7 protein-coding genes are annotated in these 5950 nt (G+C 72.1%); 2 read left to right on the top strand and 5 right to left on the bottom strand.

The genetic code is table 11. From position 1 onward, the window contains the following. The coding region (locus D455_RS31065; protein ID WP_017572446.1) for a R2-like ligand-binding oxidase at positions 1-738 on the bottom strand (738 nt) is incomplete at its 3' end. 248 nt (positions 739-986) lie between these two features. Between D455_RS31065 and D455_RS0119805 the strand changes: the two genes are divergently transcribed. Then, complete coding sequence (locus D455_RS0119805) at positions 987-1223, top strand: hypothetical protein (RefSeq protein ID WP_017572447.1); 237 nt, start codon at positions 987-989, stop codon at positions 1221-1223. A gap of 69 nt (positions 1224-1292) precedes the next feature. Here D455_RS0119805 and D455_RS0119810 read toward each other — a convergent pair whose 3' ends face one another. The 3 genes from D455_RS0119810 to D455_RS0119820 all read right to left on the bottom strand — a co-directional run bounded on the left by D455_RS0119810 (position 1293) and on the right by D455_RS0119820 (position 4245). Further along, complete coding sequence (locus tag D455_RS0119810; protein WP_017572448.1) at positions 1293-2939, bottom strand: DNA repair helicase XPB; 1647 nt, start codon at positions 2937-2939, stop codon at positions 1293-1295. Positions 2940-3228: 289 nt separating this feature from the next. Then, on the bottom strand, positions 3229-3738 hold the full coding sequence (locus D455_RS35520; protein ID WP_241480286.1) for a hypothetical protein: 510 nt from the start codon (positions 3736-3738) through the stop codon (positions 3229-3231). Positions 3739-3813: 75 nt separating this feature from the next. Further along, positions 3814-4245, bottom strand: coding sequence for a CD225/dispanin family protein (locus D455_RS0119820; protein ID WP_017572449.1), 432 nt, complete (start codon positions 4243-4245; stop codon positions 3814-3816). Between the two features lie 239 nt (positions 4246-4484). On the opposite strand from D455_RS0119820, the gene D455_RS0119825 reads away from it, so the two are divergent. After that, entirely contained in the window at positions 4485-5333 is an 849-nt protein-coding gene (locus tag D455_RS0119825) for a CPBP family intramembrane glutamic endopeptidase (protein ID WP_017572450.1), read from the top strand. A 106-nt stretch (positions 5334-5439) separates the two neighbouring features. Here the strand turns inward: D455_RS0119825 and D455_RS0119830 are convergent. Beyond that, positions 5440-5950, bottom strand: a 511-nt coding sequence (locus tag D455_RS0119830; RefSeq protein WP_026122800.1) for a WYL domain-containing protein, incomplete at its 5' end; no start/stop codon positions are given.

A 5950-nucleotide genomic window follows, 5' to 3' on the forward strand; every position in this document is an offset into this window, starting at 1 on the left:
GTTGGCGTCGTCGGCCGCGACGTGGCGGCGGCACGTGAAGGTCCCCCACGCCATGTGGCGGCGCTCGTCGTCCCCGATCCTCCGCACGATCTGGCGCATACCCGGGAAGACGTCCCGCACCGTGCACACGTGGTTCCACGCGTAGTACCCGGTCAGCGCCAGCGACCCCTCGATGACGTGGTTGTAGGTCACCGAGGCGCGCACCTGGTTGCGGGGGCTGGGGTCCGCCAGCAACGTCTCCAGGGCCCCCGGCAACTCCTCGTGGAACAACGCCCGGTAGCCCGGGTTCGCGTCGACGTACCGGTGCAGGTCCTCGTGGACGCCGATCGCGTCCAGCCACATCCGGAACGCCTGGACGTGCTTGGCCTCCTCGAACGCGAACTGGGTCAGGTACATCTCGTCGCCCAGCCTCCCCTCCGCGGCCATGGCACGGATGAAGGGCTGGATGTCCTCGGTGACCGCCTCCTCGCCCGCGACGAAGAACGCGCACAGCCGCAGGATCCGCTTCCTCGCCCCCTCACCCAGCTTCTTCCAGTCCTCGGCGTCCTGGCTCAGGTCGATGTCCGCCGGGTTCCAGAACCGGGCGTTGCCCTTGGCGAACAGCTTGAGCGGAAGCGCGTCCCAGTTCAGGCCGCCGTCCCGGAGCGAGTGGAAGCCGGTGCGGTGCGGGGTCGGCGGGGGTGGACCGGGGAGGGCGGAGGACGCGGAAGCGGGGGAGGGGGCGGGAGAGTCGGGCATGGGGAGGACCTCCTGGAGGGGGCTGCTGTGCCCTCATGATTGGACACGAGAAGGGTTCGTGTAAAGGGCGGCGGGGGTGTCCGGAGTCAAAAAACCGAATCCGGTTCGGTGACATGCGGCGAGCTGCGGGGCGGGGCAGGGCGACGGCGGGGGCACGGCCGGGATACGGTCATCCCCATTGGCGACTCTCCCCCGCCGAAACGGTACGGTCGGTAAGTACCGCCCGCACCGAACGATCGGGAGACGACGTGTTCTGTGGCGATCCCGGCACCTCCGGCTACGCCGAATGCGCCGCCCAGACCCAGCTCTTCTCGTTGGCCTCCGCCGTCCCCGCGCTCCTTGGCATGGGGCTCCTCGTGGCGGCCTTCACCGCGCCCTCCGTGCGGGGCGACCGCGTCCTGCGCACCCGCACCCTCAGCTACTCCCTGGTGGCCTGGGGGATCGCGGCGGGCACCTACGTCATGGGCGTCCTGCCCTCCGTCTGAGGACGGCGCCGAGGGGCCGCGCTCACCGCGGGTGCCGCCGCGCCACCCCGCCCCGGCGAACCCGTCCGCTCAGATCTCCTCGCCCGACAGCAGGTCGGTGGCGTCGGTGATCCGGTAGGCGTACCCCTGCTCGGCGAGGAAGCGCTGGCGGTGCGCGGCGTAGTCCTGGTCCAGGGTGTCCCGCGCGACCACGGCGTAGAAGCGGGCGGCCCGGCCGTCGGTCTTGGGACGCAGCACCCGGCCGAGCCGCTGGGCCTCCTCCTGCCGGGAGCCGAAGGAACCCGACACCTGCACGGCGACACCGGCCTCGGGCAGGTCGATGGAGAAGTTCGCGACCTTCGACACCACCAGCGTTCGCAGGTCACCGGAACGGAAGGCGTCGAAGAGCCGCTCGCGCTCCTTGTTGCGGGTCTCGCCCTTGATCACCGGCGCCCCCAACGACTCCCCGAGGTCGTCCAGCTGGTCGATGTAGGAGCCGATGACCAGCACCTGCTCCTCGGGGTGGCGGTCCACGATCTCCCGGACCACGGAGGCCTTCGTCTCGGAGGAGGCGCAGAACCGGTAGCGGTCCTCCGGTTCGGCGGTCGCGTACGCCAGTCGCTCGGACTCCGACAGGTCCACCCGGACCTCGACGCAGTCGGCCGGGGCGATCCACCCCTGGTTCTCCATGTCCTTCCAGGGCGCGTCGTAGCGCTTGGGGCCGATCAGCGAGAACACGTCGCCCTCACGGCCGTCCTCGCGCACCAGGGTCGCGGTCAGGCCCAGACGGCGCCGTGCCTGGAGGTCGGCGGTCATCCGGAAGATCGGCGCGGGCAGCAGGTGCACCTCGTCGTAGACCACGAGCCCCCAGTCACGGGCGTCGAACAGCTCCAGGTGCGTGTACACGCCCTTCCGCCTGGCCGCCATGACCTGGTAGGTGGCGATCGTGACGGGCCGGATCTCCTTGCGGGTCCCCGAGTACTCGCCGATCTCGTCCTCGGTCAGCGAGGTACGCCGCAGCAGCTCCGTCTTCCACTGGTGCACCGACACGGTGTTCGTCACCAGGATGAGCGTGGTCGTTCCGGTCATGGCCATGGCCGCCGCGCCGACCACGGTCTTGCCCGCGCCGCACGGCAGCACCACCACGCCGGAGCCGCCCGCGTGGAAGCTCTCCGCGGCCTCACGCTGGTAGCCGCGCAGCTCCCAGCCCTCCTGGTCGAGGTCGATGCGGTGGGCCTCGCCGTCCACGTACCCGGCCAGGTCCTCGGCGGGCCAGCCGGTCTTCAGCAGCGCCTGCTTGAGGTTGCCGCGCTCGCTCGGGTGCACGGCGACCGAGTCCTCGCCCAGCCGCTCGCCCAGCATCCCCCTGAGCTTCTTGGCGCGTACGACCTCCTCCAGCACGGCCCGGTCGGAGGACTCCAGGACCAGCCCGTGCCGCGGGTCGCCGACGATCCGGAGCCGCCCGTAGCGGTCCATCGTCTCGGCGATGTCCACCAGCAGCGAGTGCGGTACGGGGAACCTGGAGAACCGGATCAGCGCGTCCACGACCTGTTCGGCGTCGTGTCCGGCGGCACGGGAGTTCCACAGGGCCAGCGGCGTGATCCGGTAGGTGTGCACGTGTTCGGGTGCGCGTTCGAGCTCGGCGAAGGGGGCGATGGCCCGGCGGCACTCGTCGGCGAGCTCGTGGTCGACCTCCAGCAGGAGCGTCTTGTCGGACTGGACGATCAGGCAGGACACACGGACCTTCAATCTCACGGGGCAGGGGACGGCCTCAGGTGCAACGCGTCCCGCCCTCCGATCATGCCCGGACGTGCGTCCGTCCTTCCCACGGCGGGTGGTGACGAACCCCCGGACACGCCCACCGGGCTGACCGTAGCCGTCGCCACAGGGACGGGAGCGCTCCGAACCCGAACGCTCTCGTCCCTGTGGCGAGGTTGGGGCGCCGGAGCTCGCCACAGGGACGGGACCAGCGGTGCGGACGGGGCCGGCCGGAGAACCTTGGCGGCCACCGCGCCGGGAACGTCGGTCAGTAGGCGAACAGCGTCATCATCACGGCCAGGAACACGATCGGGATCATGAACAGGACGAACAGGGCGACGTAGGCGAAGACGCACGCCCAGGCCCCCCGGATGTGCCGTTCGACCCGTTCGGCGTCGGGGACCGCGCGCAGCGCCGCGATCCCGAAGCAGATCCCGGGCACGTTCACCGCCAGCAGGAAGAACCAGAAGCCCAGATAGGCCATCAGACCCGGCCCCACCACGGTGAGGACCGACACCACCAGCGCCGCCACCGCGCCGCCCACCCGTGCGGGAGGACCGGAGGGCGGGGGCGTTCCGGGGAACGGACCGGGCGGTGCCGAGGACGGGAACGGGTGCTCCGGCGGCCTGGCCGGTCCCGAGGTGCCGGACAGCCGGAACGGCTCCGACGGAGCGGGCCGCTCGGGGATCGCACCGCCTCCGGGCGGCGGTGATCCGAGCGTGAAACCGTGCTTCCTCTCCCAGAAGGCCCTGGGTCCGCCTCCGCCGTTCATCACCACTCGTGCCCCCTTCCCCGACCGCGTGTGCCGCTCGTGCGGACGCGCTGCCCGCCGGCCCGGTCCACCAAACGCGGTTCAGTAGTTGGTGACCGGGACGATCCCCTGGATCCAGGATCCCGCCTGCGTGAACATCACGAGCGTCAACACCAGCATCACGAAGAGCATCACCCCGGCCGCGCCCAGGCAGTACCAGGAGTAGCGTGTGAGGGTCTCCGCCTGGACCAGCCGACCCCGGTCGCGCGCGTGGGCGGCGCGCACCGCGAACACGATCCCGGCGATACCGAAGAGCCAGTTCATGCAGCATACGAAGGTCAGGGCGTGCAGGATCAACGCCATGGTGGAGCTGTTCGCCCCGCCCGAGGCCTGACCCTCCCCGCGGACGTCGTCACGGCCGCTCCCGCGTTCCCCGTCGCGTTCCGGGTCCCGGGTCCTCCCGCGCTCGCGGTCGTCGTCACGTCCGTGCTCACGGGGGGACGACGCCCCGGGGGGCAGCGATGCGTTGCTCATGGGGGTTCTCTCGTGTCGGTGGGTCGACCAACTCGCCTCCAGCCTAGCCCGCCGCCTCCGCGCCGACCGTGTGCGACCCGGTACGCGGAGGCGCGCCGAGCCGCCCGGTCCGGGCACCGCGACGCGCGGACCGCCGCCGAGGACCGAAGGCTCCCCGAGACGGGTGTCGGGGACGCGTCCGGGACGGTGTGGGGTTCTCCCCGATGGAAGCCCGACCGGGGTCCGGGAAGGCTGGTGGCATGAACCTCCCGAGCACGACGACCCCCACGGGCGAGCGCAGGCCCCACCTCCTCCTGCGGATCGCCGCCGTCATGGTGGCGACCTTCCTGATCTGGCAGTTGATGGGCTGGATCAGCGACCGGCTCCCGGAGAGCCCCCAGGGCGGTCCACGGCACTGGGTGAACGCCCTGACGGTGTTCGTGCTGGCCGTCCCCATGGTGTGGCTGGCCCGCCGGTACCTGGACCGGCGCCCGTGGGGCGGACTCCTCCTGACCGGGCCGCGCCGGGGATGGGCGCCGTTCCTGGCGGGCGCGGCCTCCTGGCTGCTCCCCGGCATGGCCGGGCTCGTCGCGGCCGTGCTGCTGGGATGGGTGGACATCACCGCGAACCGCCCCCTGCCCGAGACCGTGGCGGCCGTGGCCGTGCTGGTGGTCCTGGTGTTGCTGTTCGAGGCGGTGCCGGAGGAGCTGATCTTCCGCGGTTACCTGTTTCGCAACCTCAACACCGTCATGTCGGGCTGGCTCGCGGTACTCGCCCAGGCCGCGCTCTTCACCGTGTTCGGTCTGGCGCTGTGGATCCCCGAGGCCGGGTGGGGCGTGCTGTCCGAGCGGCTCCCGCTGTTCCTGGGCATGGGCGTGGTGCTGGGGTGCGTCCGGCTGGTCACGGGCAACGTGTGGGCCTGTGTGGGCTTCCACGTCGCCTTCCAGACCGTGGCGCAGGCCCTGCTGAACGGGGACCTGTTCACGGTCGGGGACGCCTGGGGCCTCCTGATACCGCTGGTGCTCCCCTTCGTGTTCGGTGCCATGCTGGCGGCTCTGTTCACCCGCGACGAGGGAACGTGGCGCGGCCGCGTCCCCGACCCGGCCTGAACCCCCGGGTTCCCGACGGGCCCCGCCCGTGGACCGTGACGGTGGAGGACCCGGAGCGGACGGCGGGGTCCTCCGGCGTGCCCGGGTCGGTCCCGTCGCCCACGCCCTACCGGGGTTCGGGTTCCTGCTGGGGATCGGGGTCCAGCTCGGCCACGGCGGTCACCCGGTGCACGGCGAACCGGTGCACCGCGGCGCGGGTCGCGTCGTAGGCGGTCAGGAAGCCCCCGTCCACGCCCGACGGCTCCACGATCCGGCTCACCTGGCGGCCGTCGGTGTCGGTGTAGCCGATCCACACCCTCCGTCCGTCCCTGGCGGCGTGTGTGAGCGCCTCCAGCACCGCCGCCGACCGCGACCCCGGAGGGCCGTCCTCGGGCAGCGGAATCGGCCTGCGCGCCGCCGTGGCGGCCTCGTCACCCGCACGCAGGGCGCGCACCGCGGCGACCGCCAGCTCGGCCGAGGTCCCCCGTTCGCCCGGGGCCGGGGGGACGTCCACGGGATCGGCCCGCCGCACCTCGGGGCGGCTCAGCCGCATCGACCCGTCCCCTCCCTCGGGCACCGGGTGGTATCCCAGCTGCCGCAGCCGCTCCACCAGCGCCGACCGGGTCGACCGGCTCCCC

The organism is Nocardiopsis halotolerans DSM 44410, assembly GCF_000341065.1.
In the GTDB taxonomy this organism is placed as follows: Bacteria; Actinomycetota; Actinomycetes; order Streptosporangiales; family Streptosporangiaceae; genus Nocardiopsis; species Nocardiopsis halotolerans.

Bases quoted from the DNA above. Each gene is read 5' to 3' on its own strand.
- D455_RS0119825 (WP_017572450.1), top strand. From the start codon at position 4,485: ATGAACCTCCCGAGCACGACGACCCCCACGGGCGAGCGCAGGCCCCAC.
- D455_RS0119820 (WP_017572449.1), bottom strand. From the start codon at position 4,245: ATGAGCAACGCATCGCTGCCCCCCGGGGCGTCGTCCCCCCGTGAGCAC.